We start from the raw sequence: 14,171 nt of genomic DNA on the forward strand, positions 1-14,171 counted from the left end.
TCGGAGAGCGGTCTGCTCGCGCGACCGCTCCCACGTCTCCGTTCTGGTTTGCGCAATCAGCGCAGGCTGCCGGTGACGTCGTCGAACAGTTCGTCGACGCTCAGCCGGTGTGGAATGATTTTTTGATCGAGCGCCCAGTCGATGGCCAACTGCATGCCCTTGCGATTCGCTTCGAGCCCGATAGGCGGAAACACGGTGGGCACGCCGCCTTCCGTCAGCGCACGGCTCTCGACGATCATCCGGTACAGTTCGCGCACGATGTCGGGACGCCGCTTCGGCAGATCCTCGTGCACGACGAACATGTGATTGATGGGGACCACGCCTTCGCGCGCGAACCAGTCTTTCGCGGCGGCCTGCGCATCGGGAACGAGCGTGCGCACGCGCGGATCTTTCGGCATGTCTTCGCCGAGCAAGGCGGCGCTCAGTTCGCCGTCGAGCATCATCTGCGGGATCGACGAACCTGCCGGGAGGCGCTCGCAGTTGTTCGGATCGCGATACTCGGCAAGATGCCCGTCGCCGAGCGTCATCCACCTCACCTTGTCGAGATCGACGCCGTATTCGTGGCGCAGAATGCCGCGAATCCACAGCGCCGTCGTCTGCGTGTAGGTGCGAACGCCGACTTTCTTCCCTTCGATATCTTTCGGATCGAGATGACCGAAGTCGATGTTGAAGCCCGCGCAATGATGCTGGAAGCGGCCTGAGATCGGCGTCGGCAGCAGCACATAGGGCTTACCGTACGCCTTGGCCTGAAGGAAAGTGACGATCGCCAGTTCGCCTGCGTCGAATCCGTTCTCGCGCACCATCGCCTTGAAGCCGTTGTGCGCGGGCGTCGGTCCGCAATAGTCGAGCTTGACGATATCCGATGCGACGCGTCCTTCCTTCATCGCCTTCGTCACGGGGTACGTCGCCAGATTGGTGCGCAGCGTCGGCGCCTCAGCGGGTGTCGTCGTCATGTTTCAATAGCCCGCCATCTCGCGCGCCATGCCGACCACGCCATAGCTCTTCAACGGCGCAGACATCAGGAAGCGATACCCTTCTTCGAGCAGCCGCTTGTGATTCTTCGCATTCACATGCGGATTGCCGACGACAACGTTGTGCTTGTGGCAGGTCTCGACGATCTGCCGCATCGCATCGGCCACGACGGGATGCTCGTAGTCGCGCGGATAACCGAGTTGCTGGCTCAGGTCGCCTTCGCCGATCAGAATGAAGCCGATGCCGGGCACATTCGACAGAATGTCGTCGAGATTTTCGATCGCTTCCGTGCTCTCGCACATCAGGCCGACCAGAATTTCTCCATGCGGCGCAAGCGGCCACACGTCGGCCTTCCTGTAGTAATCGGCCATGCTCAAGCCCCAGTAGCGCGCGGCATTCGCGGGGCCATCGCCGCGCACGCCTTTCGGCTCGTACAGCGGCGCGTTCTTCGGACGCGCATAGCGGCACGATGCGACAGCGTTATAGGCCTGCTCCACCGTCGATACATGCGGCCACACCACGCCATAGCAGCCGCGATCGAGCACCTGCTTCGCGAAGGCCTGATTCATTTCAGCGCCGTTGGCGGGAATGCGGGCGATCGGCGTGACGCGCGCCGCAACGGAACCGGACTCCGCAATCGCCTTGCGGTTGAGCATGTACTGCAAGGCATCGCCGAGCACCGATACGTCGTACGGGTTGTGCTCCATCTCGAAGACGATGCCGTCATAAGGCGCGTCGCTCATCTCGATGGCCGACTGCTTGTCCAGCTTCGAAAACGCGGCAAACGCGGGCTTGCCGGACTCGAAAGCGCGAATGATGCTGTTCAGGCGCGTGTCGCTCATGCTCGTTACTCTCTCGTGATTGTGATCGCTGCGATGAGGATCAGTCGGCGGCTTTCCAGTACATGAAGCCCATGCCTTCGCCCGTTCCTGCCGGCGTGCGCCAGCACGGCACGTAGTCCACCAGCGTCATCCCGGCACCCGTTTCCTGCATGGCCTTCATCACGCTCACATAGAGCTTGATCTCCGACGTGCCCGACTGATACGAGCGGTCGTCCACGGCTGCGAGGCCGTCGTAGTCGTACTCGCCCAGCATCTTCATGATGCGGTGATCGAACTCCTCGTCGTTGACGAAGTGCGACAGACCGCCCGACGCGAAGATGCCCACACGCACGTCCTCGGGCCATGCGGTGATCGCATCGCGCAGCACGCGTCCGAACTCGATGCAGCGCGACATCGACGGCTGCGTCGGCGGATAGAAGCAGTTCATGATGATGGGCACATGCGGCGGCGGATCGTCGCTCATGATCTGGTGATAGACGAAGCTGTACGCATGCGGCACCACGGGATACTCGGGCAGCGGCTTCATCCAGACGTTGTCGGGCCACGCGAACAGATCGGTCAGATCGAAGCCTTCTTTCTGGAAATGCCCGATCAGATACGTCGCGAGTTGCGGATGACACTTGTGCGTCACGTGCCGGTCGGGTGCATAGACGGGGCGCTGCGGCGGCCCGTTGTGCACTTCCGCGCCGCTGTAGATGGCGATCGACGGCGAGAAGTCAGTGAAGATCTCCTTCTGGTCCTTGCCGAGAATGATCGCAACGTCGATGTTCGCGTCGCGGTACGCGGCCGCCATCTTGTCGAGCGCGACGCGGCAGCGCGCGGCGCGCGCGGTGCGCTCTTCCAGTGTCAGGTACTTCTCGAATGCGGCTTCGCGGTGTGCTTCCAGTTCGGGATACGTCCAGGTCCGATTGCGGAACCACAGTTCCGGATTGTTGCGGTCGCGCTCGCCGTTCTTGAGCCAGTCTTCCGGTGCCTGCCCCAGCATGCCGCTATGCGGCACCGCCATCCCGAATACGATCTTCGCCATGTAAGGGTTCTCAGTGAATTAACGTGTTCCGCAAGGCCGGATGTGCCGGCCATGCTGTGTTGTGCAGGCTCAGGCTTCGCGCAGCGATCCGTGCGCCTCGGTGACTTTGGGCGCCCATTCCGGTCGATACAGAATCAGCGTGGCCGTCGCGCCGATCATCAAGAAACCGAGGATCACCATCATCGGCAGGTCGTAACTTCCGCTCACGTGCAGCAGCCAGCCGGAGAGGCTCGCCGCGACACCGCCCGCAAGGCTCGTCGCCACCTGCTGAACGCCCGTCACGAGACCGATCGCCTGCTTCGGGATCAGCGTGAGGCGCGACAGCACCAGGTTGTTTGCGGTGACGAAGCCGAGCAGCGACAGCGACAGCACGTTCCAGAACAACGCCATGTCGACGGAATGCGCATACGCGCCGAGCAGCACCGTGCATCCGCCGACGAAACCCACCACGGTGAACGCCTTGCGCACGCGGATCGGGTTGTGTCCTCGGGCGATCACGCGGTCCGCCGCCCAACCCGCCACTGCCGCGACGATCGCGATGCCCGCGAAGCTGAAGAACGTGAACAGCCCGGAGCGGGAAATCGAAAGATTGCGTTGCTCGACCAGATACGCGGGCATCCACGTCATGCAGTAAAACGTGAAATAGCCGTAGCAGAAGTTGGTGATCATGCCGCCCCACACCACGGGGCTCGACAGAATGCTGGCGAGGCTCACCGAGCGCGCGCTGCGGTTCTTCAGCGCGAGTTCGGCCTTCGTCGGCAGGTCGTTGCGCACCAGCAGCAGCCAGGGCGCAAGCCAGATCAGCCCGACCAGTCCTGTCGCAATGAACATCACCTGCCACGAGTAGTTGACGATGAACCAGGCCGCGACGGGCGCGCCGAGTGCGGGACCGAACTTGTTGCCCATCGCGAGGATGCCGACGGCGAGTCCGTTCTGGCTTTCGTCGAAGTGGTTGCGAATCCAGCGGTAGCTCGCGGGAATCACGATCGCTTCCGCCACGCCGACGATCAGCCGCATCACGACGAGACCCGCGAGTGTCGTCACTGCGCCCATCAGCGCCGTCGCGATGCACCACAGCGCGAAGCTGACGGCGTACGGCCACTTCACGCCATAGCGGTCGGCGACCCAGCCCATCGGCACCTGAAACAGCCCATACGACCAGAAGAAGGCCGAGTTGATCCAGCCGCGATCGATGTCCGTCAGCGCGAAATGGCGGACGAAGCCCGTGTCGGCCAGCGTCGAAGAAATGCTGGTGCGATCGATAAACGAAACCAGCACGCCAATCGCAAGGAGCGCGAGTACCGCCCATCGGCTCACCGTGCCTGGCTGCCCAGGTTTGCTTGTCTCCATCTGCATGTGTCTCGTCCGTTTGTTTGATTGTGCGTGCCGGCTTTTGCTGCACGCCATCGCGCGCAGCCGGCAGCGGTGCAGCGTCAGGCCAGCGCCGGATACAGCTGCTGCGCAGTCTTGCCGAAGATCCATGCGCGGTCTTCGTCGCTCAAGCATGCCAGTCCCGCCTGCGCCGTCGCGAGAATCTCGCCGAGCGTGCCCGGCGAGGTCGGGAAGTTCGAGCCCCACGCCAGCCGCTCCGGGCCGAACGCTTCGATGACGAGCGGAAAGAAAGTCTCGGCGCTCGCCTTTTCCTTCTTCACGTCACCGAAGATGCGCGGCGTGAGCTTCAGGTAGATGTTGTCGAGCGACGCGAGATCAAACAGACTTTTCGCGTTCGCATAAGGCGCGCCGTCGGCCACTTCGGGACGCCCCAGATGATCGAGGATGATCGGCACCTTCCGGAAACGCCGCGCCAGCGCCGTTACCTGCGGCAATCCGATCGGGCCCGTCTGGATGCACATCGGCAGACCGAGTTCCGCGCACAGTTCCCACGCCGGGAACGAACGCGGATCGTCGAGTTCGCTCGGGTCGAATTCCTTCGTGCTGCCGCCCGTGAAGAGACGCAGGCCCGCGAGGCCGCGCTCCACCCATTCGCGGATGCGTTGCGGCGCGTCCGGCTGCAACACGTCCACCGAGCCGACGGCGACGAGGCGGTCCGCATACTTCCCGCAGCCATCGACCACATAGCTGTTGTCGAAGCCATAGGTCGTCGACGAATGGACGACGGCGGCTTTCGCGACGCCCGCTTCGTCCATGGCGGCGATCAGCGTTTCGACCGTGGTCGGCCGCTCCTTCGACCACTCCGAGCGCTTGCCGAACAGCGGCGCCGGCGGATAGCTGGCTTCGTCGTCGGAAATGATGTGCGGGTGGATATCAACGATTGAAGTCATGAGTGTTGTCTCTATGCTGTTCTCATTGCATCAGGCTTGCGCCGATGTCACTTGCCGCGCGCTTTCAGACGCGCATCGAGGCGCGGATAGACGCGTCGTGCATTGCCTTCGAAGATCTTGACGCGGTCTGCATCGCTCAGTGCGGCGCAGGCGTCGATATAGCGCTTCGTGTCGTCGAAGTACTGGCCCGTCGCCGGATCCTTGCCGCGCACCGCGCCGATCATTTCCGAACCGAACAGCACGTTGTCGGCGGGAATCACCTTCGTCAGCAGTTCGACGCCCGGCTGGTGATAGACGCACGAGTCGAAGAAGATGTTGTTCAGCAGCCCTTCTAGCGGACGCTCGCGCATGTCGAGCGACATGCCGCGATAGCGTCCCCAGTGATACGGCACCGCGCCGCCGCCGTGCGGAATCACGAGACGCAGCGTCGGAAAGTCCTTGAACAGATCGCCTTGCAGCAACTGCATGAACACCGACGTATCGGCGTTCAGATAGTGCGCGCCCGTGCCGTGAAAGCAGGGGTTGCATGATGCGGCGACGTGAATCATCGCGGGCACGTCGAGATCGACGAGCGCTTCATACAGCGGATACCACGAGCGGTCGGTCATCGGCTTACCCGTCCAGTAGCCGCCCGTCGGATCGGGATTCAGGTTGCAGCCGACGAAGCCCATCTGTTCGACGCAACGCCGCAGTTCAGCCACCGAATTCGCGGGCGCCGCGCCCGGCGATTGCGGCAACTGGCACACGGGCGCGAAGTTGTCGGGATAGAGTTCCGTCACGCGATAGACGAGATCGTTCGATACTTCGGCCCATTCCAGGCTCGTGCGCTCGTTGCCGAGGTGGTGGCTCATCAGACCGGCGATCGGCGAAAACAGCGTCAGGTCGCTGCCGCGCTCGCGTTGCAGCTTGAGCTGGCCGTTGCCGATCGCTTCGCGGATTTCGTCGTCGGTGACGCGCGCGCCGTCGCGCGACGGCGCGTTGGCGGGATCGTTCGCAAACTCGACCTGCTTGGCGCGCCACGCGCGAAACGATGCGGGAACGGTCGTGAAGTGACCGTGGCAATCGATGATCATTTTTCTTCCGTCCTGATTCAAACGCGGGGATCGACAAACAGCTCGCCGATCGACATGCGGCGCGGCGTCAGCCCTTGCTTGAACGCGGTGGCTTCGAGCGTTTCGATCGTCTTGAGGTTTTCCTGCAGACCGTAGGGCAGCGGATCATGTCCGACGATCTTGCGCAGCTCCAGATACTTCTTGTCGCTCGCAGCCGTCGCTTGCCCCGCATCGAGGCGCGCGAGCCATTCCTTCTTGGCCTGCGCGAACGCGTCGAAAATCGACTTCGCGATCCAAGGATGCCCGGCCAGCACCGAGTCCTTCACGACGATCGTGCCGTGCATCGGATAAACGCCCGTGCGCCTGTAGTAAGCGGCTTCGAGTTCGGCGGCGTTGGGCAGCAGGTCCGGATAGTCGGCCTCGACCTCTTTCCAGCCGCCCGTGGGCGCGCCCGTGCGGCCGATGCCAGCCGCAGCCGCGAAGCCCGCCGACAGTTCGCCTTTCTCCATCATTTCCGCAAGCGAACTGCCTGCGGGCGCGTGAATCACGTTCGACGGCAGCTTGAGCTGCGTCACGTGCTCTTCGTCATCGACCACCCACGTGACCTTCGACGAATCGAGGCCGAACTCGTCGATCAGCACCTGGCGCGTCCACACGCCCGTCGTCACCGAATAGGCGCGCACGCCGACCTTCTGGCCTTCGAGATCCTTAGGCGTCTCGATGCCGGCATCATGGCGCACCAGCAGTCCGCCATGATGGAAACGGCGCACCACGAAAATCGGCAAGCCGACGAAGGGCGCGCCATAGGCACGCGCGATGATGTAAGTCGTCGGCGCCAGTTCGCACACGTCGAACTCGACGTCGCGCACCATGCGGCGGAACGCGCCGATCTGCGGCTGGACGGTGATGAACTCCGCGTCCACGCCTTCGATGGGAATGGAACCGTTGCGGATCGCCGACGTATGCGGATGCTCAGCGATCGCGATCTTGAGCGGGACTTTTCTGGTCAACATCCTCTCCTTGGGTGGGTCGACGCCGGCGCCGGAAGCTGCAGCCCGGCGCCTGGCGTAGCGTCTCGATGGGTTCAGAATATTGGACGGGGGCGCGCGTGTCCCTACACAAAATGCAGATTCAATGGCACTTTTGTCGACCGGCTCGCGGCGTGTCCGGCAGGGCAGCAGGCCGCCGCGTCAGAACCGGTGCACCATTCCGACGATGACGCCCTTCGCGTTGGAGCCCGGCACGACGTCGATACCCGAATACTCGGTGCCGTTCAGCGTAAATGCTGCCTGGTTGCGGTTCTGGATGAAGCCCGCCGACGTGTACAACGTCGTCGATTTGGACAGCGAGTACGCATACGTCAAGCCCACCTGCTGCGCGTTGTTCCCTTGCCCTGTGCGGTCGTGTGCATAGCCGTACATCAGCGAGAGCCGGTCGAACGGGCTGAACGAGTACGAGCCCGACAGCGAGTAGATGTCGAGCTTCTCGCTGTTGTCGGATTGACGCTCGGACTGGTACGCGAGATACACCCGCGCGTCCTCCGTGCCGTACGACGCGGCGGCTCTCAGCACGCGTTGCAGCGACGTACCGGATGCATTGCCCTGCTGCTCGTAGCCCGCTGCGAGACGGAAGTGCCCGCTCACCCAGCGAGCGGCGGCGTTGTAGAACTGGATGCCGTTGGACGGCTTGGTCGTGTCGTCGCGCGTCGCAACCGAGAACTGCGCGGTGAGGCCATATGCTGTCGGCGTGAAATACGTGATTGCGTTGCTCGCTCGAACGGTCACGTCGTTGAAGTTGTTCAGCGGCGACGCGATGCTTTGCACGCCGACGGCATCCATTTCGTTGTTGAGGAAAAGATACTCGGGCTTCTTTTGCCGCCCGAAGCGCAACTCGCCGAACCCGCCGGAAAGTCCAACCCAGGCAAGACGATTGAAGGCGTCGGCGGGATTCGATGCCTGGCCGTTCACTGCGGAAAAGCCTTGCTCCAGCTGGAAGTTGACGTGAAGACCGCCGCCGATGTCTTCCTCGCCTTTCATGCCATACACGGTCGCGGCGAGTCCGCCGGATGAAGCGCGGACGACGGCGCCCGCGCCGCCGTTCTGATATTCGATGCCGTTGTCGATGACGCCGTAGAGCGTGACGGACGATTGCGCATGGGCAGTGCCGAGCGCGCATGCCGAGGCAACGGCAGATGCAAGAAGGGCCAGTTTTTTCATTGTCTCCGGATCGATATGTCATGGTCGACGCTCGTCGGCATGACGCGACGAGATCGACTGCGAGTTGCGGCTTACGAATTGCGCACAGGTGCTAGCTAATGCGCGGCGATGAGCGCAGCGAGACGGGCGCTGCCCGTTGGCTAAACCAGAAAGCGGAAATGGAAGCGAACGCGTGAATGGACACGCGATGCCGCGACGTCTGCGCGCGCTGCGGCAGATGTCGAGACTCGAAGTGAGGCGGCGATCAGGCTTGCATCAGCGGCAATGCGAATGCCCGTTGATCGCGTGGGTAAGCGGGAATGGGTCGATCAAGGTGTCTCCTTCTTCTCAGTCGTGACGGGCGGCCGGTTTCTGACACCAGCGCCCGATGTATCGTCGCCATGGGGTAACGATATGTGAGGAAGGAGCGCGCGTCCCTAGATAAAAGTGAGTTTTAGTGGGACTTTTGTGAATGAATGCGTGATTGAATGAGCGGCTCAAGGCAAGCCGTTTTTGCAATGCGCGCCGAATCCGGGGCGCTCGCTCAGGCGCTCGAAGTATTCGGACACAGCAGGGAGATGCGGATGTTCGAACGGCGTGCCGAACCAGCGGTTGACCGACAATCCAATCGGAATATCGGCGAGCGAAAACTGTTTGCCGGCAACGAAAGCGCCCGTTGCCTGCAACTGTCCTTCGAGGATGCGCATGTGCCGCGTCCAGTTGTCTATCGACAGCGCGATTTCGCTCGCCGCCTGATGCGCCGCCGACTGCCGGACCAGACCGAGAAACGCATAACTCCATGAGCGGTTGAGATCGGCCGCTTGCCAGTCGATCCATTGATCGACTCGCGCGCGCAATACGGGTTCGGCAGGGTAAAGATGCGCGCCGTCGTAGCGCGCGGCGAGATAACGGATGATGGTGTTCGACTCCCACAGCACGACGTCTCCATCTTTGACGACGGGCACCAGACCATTCGGGTTCAATGATAGAAACGCCGGAGTCTGTGTCGAACGGAATCCGCTTCCCCAGTCTTCGCGCTCGAAGTTCAGGTTCAGTTCGGCGCACGTCCACAACACCTTGCGAACGTTGATGGACGATGCTTTTCCCAGTATCTCGATCATATGGAAGTCGAAGTGCGGCAGATGCAAGAGTCTAGGCGTCGCTGAATACCCGCAACAATGTACAGTTTGGTGAATCCGCGCCATAGCAGTTGCAGTTCAGCACGGCCAGCTCGCACCCGGCGCGCCAAAGCACCGCTGTTAATATGGGCCACGTCCGTACAACAAGCCCCGCAAGTCTCCAAGGATTCCGGCAGCATGCGCATCGATCCGTACAGCCTGGAGCTGTTCATTTCCGTCGTGCAGGAAGGCTCCATCGCGCGCGCGGCCAGCCGCAATCACATCGCACCGTCGGCATTGAGCCGGCGCCTCGCCGACCTCGAAACGGCAATGGGCCTTGCGTTGCTGATCCGTTCTCCGTCCGGTGTCGAATTGACGGAAGCGGGCCGTCACGCGTTCACGCGCGCGGTCTCGGTTCACGATCAGTTGCAGTCGCTGGCACGCGAGGTTCAATCGCTCAGTGGCCAAGTCGCCGGCGTCGTGCGTCTGTATGCGAACGCGTCCGCGATCGTCGGCTTCTTGCCCGAGCGCCTGAAGGCTTTTCAGGCTCGCTATCCGCTCGTGCAGATCGCATTGACGGAACAGATCAGCGACGAAGTGATCCGCGCCTGCGTCGACGATCGCGCGGACGTGGGCATTTCGGCGAGCGGCGAGATACCGGGCGGCCTGGAGTCGTGGCACTTCGCCGACGATCCGCTGATGGTCGTCGTGCCGCTCGGCCACGAACTTGCCGCGCTCGATGCGCCGTCGTTCAACGACGTCATCCGTTTTCCGCTCGTCGCGCTGCAAGCGGGCGGTTCGCTCGATCAGATCCTCAAGGAACGCGCCGATGCCGCGCGCACGCCGCTCAATCTGTTCGTGACGGTCAACAGTTTCGATGCGCAGTGCCGGATGGTCGAAGCCGGGCTCGGCATCGGCATCGTGCCGACGAGCGCGGCGTCGGCGTTCGCCGGCTCGCGCGGTTTCGTGCGCCGCCCGCTCGATGAACCGTGGGCGCGTACCCGCAGCCTTAGAGTTCACGCGTTGAGAAAGTCGTCGCGCCTCAAGGCCGTGCAGGCCTTGATCGATTCGCTCGTCGAGGGTTAACGAGGACATCGCGAATTGCGATGCCCCCTTTGCCGATCGAGCACTTCGTTTCCGGTCCCGTCGCCGTCTAGATTTCCGTCAAGGAGAAATCAGATGGCAACATTGGAGTTGAAGGGCCGGATACTGTTTCTTTGCGACGATCCAGAGCGGGTCGAGCGTCAACTGGGCGGCATCGACCTGACGGAAGCGTCGGCAGGCACGCTGAGAGACGACGTATCGACGGACGAGATCACGCCGATGAGCGTGCTCACCCGTTTCGACGAGCGCCTCGGCCGCTTTCCGTATCTCGGCTTTCGTACGGGCGGCCGCAATCCGATCGGCCCCGACGCCGTACGCGCGGGCGGTTTCTGCGTGACGGTCGCGGGCAATCGCTATGGAAAGGGTTCGTCGCGAGAACACAGTCCGCTCGCGGAAACTCGCGCGGGCATCAGGCTCGTGATCGCGAAGAGCTTCGAACGGATCTATCGGCAGAACGCCGATAACCTCGGTCTGTTCACATCGACGGACTTCGGACTGATCGAACGGATCCAACGCGGCGAGGCGATCGACATCGAGGAACTCGTCGCGTCGCGCGACAGCTTGTCCGCGTCGATCCTGCGCAGCGGCGGCCTGTTGCGCTATGGCGCGCAGCACATGCGCAAGATCGAACCGGCAGCAGTCGCCGCCGATAACGCGCCGCGCACGCTCGCGCAGAAAATCCTGGAGCGTCACGCTCTTCGCACGGAAGGCACAGGCGCAGCACTCGTGCCCGGCGCCGGCGTGTTCGTTCGCGCCGACTGGCGCTTCATCCACGAGTACTACACGGGCATGGCGACGCACATGCTGCACGCGACGTTCGGCAAACCACTGTCGCTGCATCAGCCCGACAGCATGCTCGCCTTCGAAGACCATCTGTCGTATTCGCACAAGAGCGCGCTGCACGTCAGAAACGGTTTGCTGCCCGACGTGCGGGAATTGTCGGCGGCGCACAGGCAGTTCGCGCAGGACTACGCGCTGACCAATCACGGTTATCTGTCCGAGACGGATGGCCGCTTCGACGAAGGCTCGGAAGGCATCTCGCACGCGATGATGGCGGAGCGCTACGCGTTGCCGGGCCAGTTGATCGTCGGCACGGATTCGCACACGCCGCATAGCGGCGCGCTGGGATGCGTGGCGTTCGGTGTCGGCACCACGGACATGGCGAACGCGTTCGTCACGGGTGCGGTGCGGATGGCCGTACCGCAATCGCTACGCATCGACTTCAACGGCCCCATTCCGGCTGGCGTGACGGCCAAAGATCTCGTGCTGCATCTGCTCGCCGATCCCGCCATCCGCTCCGGCGCGGGCGTGGGCAAAGTGTTCGAGTTCGCGGGTTCGGCCATGTCGCAACTGACGACGGACGAGCGCACGACCCTCACGAACATGACGGCGGAACTCGGCGGCTTCACGGGTATCGTCGCACCCGACGCGGAAACCGTGCGTTTTCTCAAGGAGCGTCGCGGCATCGACTTCACGATCGAACCGTGGATGCACAGCGACGAGGGCGCGACCTACGCGGACGTGATCGCCATCGACTGCACCCGCATCACGCCGATGCTCGCCGCGCCAGGCGACCCCGGCAACGGCATTGCGCTGCGCGATCTGGCGGAACGTCCGCACGTCGATATCGCCTACGGCGGCTCGTGCACGGCGGGCAAACGCGAGGACTTCGACCACTATCACGAAGTGCTCGCGTGGGCTGCAGCGCGCGGCCTGCGCGTGCCGTCCGATGTGAAGCTTTATCTGCAGTTCGGCACCTCCGACGTCAGGGACTACTGCGCCCAGCGCGGCTATCTCGAAGCCTTCGAGCGGGTGGGCGCGATCCTGCTGCAACCGTCGTGCGGCGCCTGTGCGAACTGCGGACCGGGTTCGTCGACCGAAGCGAGTGAGGTGACGATCAGCGCGATCAACCGCAACTTCCCCGGCCGCTCGGGTCCGGGCCAGGTGTGGCTCGCGAGCCCGCCGACCGTCGTGGCGAGCGCGCTGGCCGGGCGCATCGCTTCGTTCGCTGAATTGCAGGCGCAGTACCCGTGAAGCCTCGGGCAATCGAAGACGGTTGCCCGAGGCTTCGCAACGTTGTGGATCATTCAAAACTACGAGACTGGAGACAGACATGACAACTCTGGAGGGCGCTTCCGATCTACGCGCCGCCGATCATTCCGCGCGCGCCGAAGCATCCCCCGCCGCCGGTACGGGTGAAATTTCGGCGCGCCTCGACCGGCTTCCCGCGACACGCGCAGTCTGGAAGCTGATTTTGCTGCTGAGCCTCGGGTTCTTCTTCGAACTCTACGATCTGCTCTTTACCGGCTATATCGCACCCGGTCTCGTCAAGAGCGGGATCCTCACGCCCACCACGACGGGCCTGTTCGGTACGTCAGGGGTTGCGAGCTTCATTGCCGCGCTCTTCTGCGGCCTGTTCCTCGGCACCGTCGCGTGCGGGTTTCTCGCCGACCGTTTCGGCCGGCGCGCGATCTTCACGTGGTCCCTGCTCTGGTACGTCGCGGCGAACACCGTGATGGCGTTTCAGGACACCGCAAGCGGCCTGAACCTGTGGCGCTTCATCTCGGGAATGGGCATCGGCGTCGAACTGATCACCATCGGCACCTACATGTCCGAACTCGCGCCGAAGCATCTGCGCGGCCGTGCCTTCGCGATCTGCCAGACGATCGGCTTTTCGGCCGTGCCCGTCGTCGCGTTTCTATCGTATCTGCTGGTGCCCGCCGCGCCGTTCGGCGTCGACGGCTGGCGCTGGGTCGCGCTGCTCGGCGGCATCAGCGCACTGTTTGTCTGGTACTTCCGGCGCAATCTTCCCGAAAGTCCGCGCTGGCTCGCGAACAAAGGGCGCATCCGCGAAGCCGATGAAGTGCTCTCGCGCCTCGAAGCGCAAGTCGCGAAGCAATACGGACAACCGCTGCCCGAACCTGGCACGCCCGATCCCGTTCCGCGCAAGGCCAGCTTCGCGGACATGTGGAAGCCGCCGTATCGCAAGCGCACGCTGATGCTGATCGTCTTCCACATCTTTCAGACGGTCGGCTTCTACGGCTTCGCGAACTGGGTGCCGACGCTGCTCGTGAAGCAGGGCATCACGGTGACGTCGAGCCTGCTGTACACCACCATCATCGGTCTTGCCGCGCCGCTCGGGCCGCTGCTCGGCTACTGGATCGCGGACCGCTTCGAACGCAAGCATGTGATCGTCTGCATGGCGGCGCTGAATATCGTCAGCGGCCTGCTGTTCAGCCAGGCGGCATCGGCCGTCGCGATCGTGACGCTTGGCGTGTTGCTGACGCTGGCGGGCAACATCATCTCGTTCACCTATCACGCGTATCAGCAGGAGCTGTATCCGACGGCGATTCGCGCGCGTGCAGTGGGCTTCGTCTATTCGTGGAGCCGTCTGTCGGCGGTGTTCAGTTCCTTCGTGATCGCGTTCACGCTGAAGGAATTCGGTGTCCACGGCGTGTTCGTTTTCATCGCCGGGGCGATGACGCTCGTCATTCTCGCGATCGGTCTGATGGGCCCGCGCACACTCGGCAAATCGCTCGAAAGCATCTCGCACTAAACGATGCTGTATGTGTGCAAGCG

12 protein-coding genes are annotated in these 14,171 nt (G+C 63.0%); 3 read left to right on the forward strand and 9 right to left on the reverse strand.

Annotated elements, in window-relative coordinates; all coding sequences use genetic code 11:
* Positions 1–56: 56 nt before the first annotated feature.
* The 9 genes from G3N95_RS05335 to G3N95_RS05375 all read right to left on the reverse strand — a co-directional run bounded on the left by G3N95_RS05335 (position 57) and on the right by G3N95_RS05375 (position 9,491).
* Positions 57–953, reverse strand: coding sequence for a phosphate ABC transporter substrate-binding protein (locus tag G3N95_RS05335; protein WP_205968942.1), 897 nt, complete (start codon positions 951–953; stop codon positions 57–59).
* 3 nt (positions 954–956) lie between these two features.
* Positions 957–1,814, reverse strand: coding sequence for an aldolase/citrate lyase family protein (locus tag G3N95_RS05340; RefSeq protein WP_205968943.1), 858 nt, complete (start codon positions 1,812–1,814; stop codon positions 957–959).
* Positions 1,815–1,854: 40 nt separating this feature from the next.
* Entirely contained in the window at positions 1,855–2,841 is a 987-nt protein-coding gene (locus G3N95_RS05345) for a protocatechuate 3,4-dioxygenase (RefSeq protein ID WP_205968944.1), read from the reverse strand.
* A gap of 69 nt (positions 2,842–2,910) precedes the next feature.
* Positions 2,911–4,191, reverse strand: coding sequence for an MFS transporter (locus tag G3N95_RS05350; RefSeq protein ID WP_205969056.1), 1,281 nt, complete (start codon positions 4,189–4,191; stop codon positions 2,911–2,913).
* An 83-nt stretch (positions 4,192–4,274) separates the two neighbouring features.
* The gene (locus G3N95_RS05355; protein WP_205968945.1) at positions 4,275–5,123 is read right to left on the reverse strand and encodes an amidohydrolase family protein; all 849 of its coding nucleotides are present in this window, start codon (positions 5,121–5,123) and stop codon (positions 4,275–4,277) included.
* Between the two features lie 47 nt (positions 5,124–5,170).
* On the reverse strand, positions 5,171–6,196 hold the full coding sequence (locus tag G3N95_RS05360) for an amidohydrolase family protein (RefSeq protein WP_205968946.1): 1,026 nt from the start codon (positions 6,194–6,196) through the stop codon (positions 5,171–5,173).
* Between the two features lie 17 nt (positions 6,197–6,213).
* Positions 6,214–7,188 carry an ABC transporter substrate-binding protein gene (locus G3N95_RS05365; RefSeq protein ID WP_205968947.1) on the reverse strand — a complete coding sequence of 325 codons (975 nt, stop codon included), beginning with the start codon at positions 7,186–7,188 and terminating at the stop codon, positions 6,214–6,216.
* 177 nt (positions 7,189–7,365) lie between these two features.
* Entirely contained in the window at positions 7,366–8,391 is a 1,026-nt protein-coding gene (locus tag G3N95_RS05370; RefSeq protein ID WP_205968948.1) for a porin, read from the reverse strand.
* Positions 8,392–8,867: 476 nt separating this feature from the next.
* Positions 8,868–9,491 (reverse strand): glutathione S-transferase, encoded by a 624-nt coding sequence (locus G3N95_RS05375; protein WP_205968949.1) that lies wholly within the window; start codon positions 9,489–9,491, stop codon positions 8,868–8,870.
* 195 nt (positions 9,492–9,686) lie between these two features.
* Here G3N95_RS05375 and G3N95_RS05380 point away from each other — a divergent pair, with 195 nt between their 5' ends.
* From G3N95_RS05380 to G3N95_RS05390, 3 genes are all read left to right on the forward strand, one after another.
* Positions 9,687–10,574 carry a LysR family transcriptional regulator gene (locus G3N95_RS05380; protein WP_205968950.1) on the forward strand — a complete coding sequence of 296 codons (888 nt, stop codon included), beginning with the start codon at positions 9,687–9,689 and terminating at the stop codon, positions 10,572–10,574.
* A gap of 93 nt (positions 10,575–10,667) precedes the next feature.
* Positions 10,668–12,626 (forward strand): aconitase family protein, encoded by a 1,959-nt coding sequence (locus G3N95_RS05385; protein WP_205968951.1) that lies wholly within the window; start codon positions 10,668–10,670, stop codon positions 12,624–12,626.
* A gap of 79 nt (positions 12,627–12,705) precedes the next feature.
* Positions 12,706–14,148: an MFS transporter gene (locus tag G3N95_RS05390; protein WP_205968952.1), complete on the forward strand. Its 1,443-nt coding sequence runs from the start codon at positions 12,706–12,708 to the stop codon at positions 14,146–14,148.
* Positions 14,149–14,171: the final 23 nt, after the last annotated feature.

It is taken from the genome of Paraburkholderia sp. Tr-20389, from assembly GCF_017104565.1.
Classification (GTDB): domain Bacteria; phylum Pseudomonadota; class Gammaproteobacteria; order Burkholderiales; family Burkholderiaceae; genus Paraburkholderia.

Bases quoted from the DNA above. Each gene is read 5' to 3' on its own strand.
- G3N95_RS05380 (WP_205968950.1), top strand. From the start codon at position 9,687: ATGCGCATCGATCCGTACAGCCTGGAGCTGTTCATTTCCGTCGTGCAG.
- G3N95_RS05335 (WP_205968942.1), bottom strand. From the start codon at position 953: ATGACGACGACACCCGCTGAGGCGCCGACGCTGCGCACCAATCTGGCG.
- G3N95_RS05385 (WP_205968951.1), top strand. From the start codon at position 10,668: ATGGCAACATTGGAGTTGAAGGGCCGGATACTGTTTCTTTGCGACGAT.
- G3N95_RS05340 (WP_205968943.1), bottom strand. From the start codon at position 1,814: ATGAGCGACACGCGCCTGAACAGCATCATTCGCGCTTTCGAGTCCGGC.
- G3N95_RS05360 (WP_205968946.1), bottom strand. From the start codon at position 6,196: ATGATCATCGATTGCCACGGTCACTTCACGACCGTTCCCGCATCGTTT.
- G3N95_RS05365 (WP_205968947.1), bottom strand. From the start codon at position 7,188: ATGTTGACCAGAAAAGTCCCGCTCAAGATCGCGATCGCTGAGCATCCG.
- G3N95_RS05370 (WP_205968948.1), bottom strand. From the start codon at position 8,391: ATGAAAAAACTGGCCCTTCTTGCATCTGCCGTTGCCTCGGCATGCGCG.
- G3N95_RS05350 (WP_205969056.1), bottom strand. From the start codon at position 4,191: ATGGAGACAAGCAAACCTGGGCAGCCAGGCACGGTGAGCCGATGGGCG.
- G3N95_RS05355 (WP_205968945.1), bottom strand. From the start codon at position 5,123: ATGACTTCAATCGTTGATATCCACCCGCACATCATTTCCGACGACGAA.
- G3N95_RS05390 (WP_205968952.1), top strand. From the start codon at position 12,706: ATGACAACTCTGGAGGGCGCTTCCGATCTACGCGCCGCCGATCATTCC.
- G3N95_RS05345 (WP_205968944.1), bottom strand. From the start codon at position 2,841: ATGGCGAAGATCGTATTCGGGATGGCGGTGCCGCATAGCGGCATGCTG.
- G3N95_RS05375 (WP_205968949.1), bottom strand. From the start codon at position 9,491: ATGATCGAGATACTGGGAAAAGCATCGTCCATCAACGTTCGCAAGGTG.